Annotated in this window: 2 protein-coding genes; one reads left to right on the top strand and one right to left on the bottom strand. The window is 27.1% G+C overall.

The features are described from left to right. A partial coding sequence (locus AVBRAN12642_RS09570; RefSeq protein ID WP_336608300.1) for a substrate-binding periplasmic protein occupies positions 1-640 on the top strand: 640 nt, incomplete at its 5' end. A 14-nt stretch (positions 641-654) separates the two neighbouring features. On the opposite strand, the gene AVBRAN12642_RS09565 is transcribed toward AVBRAN12642_RS09570, so the two are convergent. Beyond that, positions 655-2,217, bottom strand: coding sequence for an amidohydrolase (locus tag AVBRAN12642_RS09565; RefSeq protein ID WP_336606750.1), 1,563 nt, complete (start codon positions 2,215-2,217; stop codon positions 655-657). Positions 2,218-2,344: the final 127 nt, after the last annotated feature.

Here is a 2,344-nt window from a genome sequence, read left to right as displayed (position 1 = left end):
CACAGGATATGATTATCCACCATTTGATTATATAGAAAATGGTGAAATTGTAGGATTTGAGATTGATTTAGTAAGAGCAGTAGCAAAGGAGTTGGGTATTCAGGTTGAGCCTGTTACAATGCCATTTGATGGGCTTATTGCGGCTTTAAAAGTGGGTAAAATTGATATTATTTCAGCAGGTATGAGTTATACTTCACAAAGAGCTAAAAATGCTGAATTTACAAAAAGCATATTTGATAGCAAAAATTATTATTTGAAGTTAAAAGGAAATGATAAAATAAATTCTTTAGATGATTTATCAAATGGTGCAATAATTGGGGCAAAAATAGGCACTCTTCAAGCTGACGAAATAACTAATTTAAAAGGTGTTAAGCCGTATTTAAACGAAGAATATATAGTGCTTATTAATTCTACTTTAAATGGTAAAATTGATGGTTTTGTAATGGAAGAGCCAGTCGCTAAAAGTTATATGAAAAAGTATCCAAATTTAGAAGTTTTTGCTACTTCTAGTATTGAAGGAATGAGCCTAGCTTTTAAAAAGGGTAATACAAAATTAAGAGATGATTTTGATAAAACTATTGAGAAATTTAAGCAAGATGGAACTTATTTAAAATTATTAGAAAAATATAATTTAAACTAATCCTTGAAAAAGGATTAGTAAATTCTTTCGCCTTTTAGCCAAGTTTGATGAACTTTTATATCTTTTATTTTTGTTTTATCAATACTAAAAATATCATTATCTAAGACAATAAAATCAGCGCTTTTACCATCTTCAATAGTTGTGCAATTTTTTAGCATTAGGATATTTTGTGAGTTTTTAGTTAGCATTAAAATTGCATCTTCAACTGATATTTCTTCATTTTTATTATAGTTTTTGCCGTTAGGATTAGTTCTTACAACAGCTGCATTAATACTTACAAATAAATTAAAAGGCTCGTGATGAATTGTAGCTGGTGCATCACTTGAAATGCTTAAATCTAAATGTTCTTTTAATGTGTTTAAAGCACAAATTGAATTAAATCTATCATCTTCTAACGCATCTTCATAGCTTGTATATTCAGCGTATTGAAATATTGGTTGTGTGCTTATAGCAATTTTTACTTTTAACTTTTTTATTTTTTCAATATGTTTTAAATTTAGCATAGAAGCATGCTCAAATCTAACGCTAGGATAATCTTTTAACCAATTTTCATAGCTTGTAAGATTATCAATTACTATATCTATAGCTTTATCTCCCATTAGATGAAAACTTATTTGGCAATTATTATTTTTGGCAAAATCAATGGCTTCTTTAATTTCATTAATATTACATACTAAATCCCCATAATTGTCGCTATTTTTATAAGGTTTATGAGTAAATGCAGTTTGTGATGAAATAGTGCCATCTACAAAGAATTTAATTCCATTAGTTTTAATATCTTCTAAGCTTTTAAATAAGCCAAATTCTTTAGCGTCTTTATAAACTTGATATAAACTAACTCTTTGTTTTAAACCCATATTTTTTGCTAATTTATATAATTCATAAGCTTTTAAAGGTTTAGAATAACACATCATATCGCTAATATTTACTATTCCTAAACTTGCATAAATTTCGCCTAATTTTACTAATTTTTTTGCTTCATCTTCTAAGCTTTCTTTTTCCATTGCATTGCGAATTAACATAGATGCACCTAAATCATACATAATACCATTAGGAGTGCCATCTTCAAATCTGCCTATTTTTCCACCTTTAGGCTCTTTTGTGTCTTTTGTAATATTTGCTAGCTCTAATGCTTTAGAATTGCAAACGCAAGAATGACAGCAACTTCTTAATATAAAAATTGGTTGTGTTGAGCTTATCAAATCTAAATCTTTTATAGTAGGAGCTCTTTTTTCATCTAGTTTTGATTCATCATAACACCAACCTTTAATCCATTTATTTTCCTTACCATAATTTGGTGAAGTTTTTAAAAATTCTATTAATTGTGGAATATTTGTCACATAAGGTTTAGTGCAAGCTAGACTATCTATTATTTGTGATACATATGTTGGATGCGTGTGAGTATCGCTTAATGCAGGAATAACGCAGGCATTTTTTAAATCTATGATTTTATTGCAATCATTTCTATTTACATTATTGATTTCACAAAATTTGGAGTTTTTTATACTAAATTCGCTTATAAAATCATTTTCGTTTTTACCTGTAAAAACTTTAGCATTAACAAAACCTATTTTCATAATCTATTCCTTTATGTTACATAATGTTACATTTTTTATATTTAATTTAAAATTAGACATATTATAATTAACATATTTTACTTTTTTGATTATTATAAGTCATATTTTTAAGGAGGACAAATGGAAC

It is taken from the genome of Campylobacter sp. RM12642, assembly GCF_020137635.1.
Taxonomy (GTDB): Bacteria; Campylobacterota; Campylobacteria; order Campylobacterales; family Campylobacteraceae; genus Campylobacter_E.
Note: the sequence above shows the minus strand (reverse complement) of the source record. Positions and strands in the feature narration are given on the sequence as shown.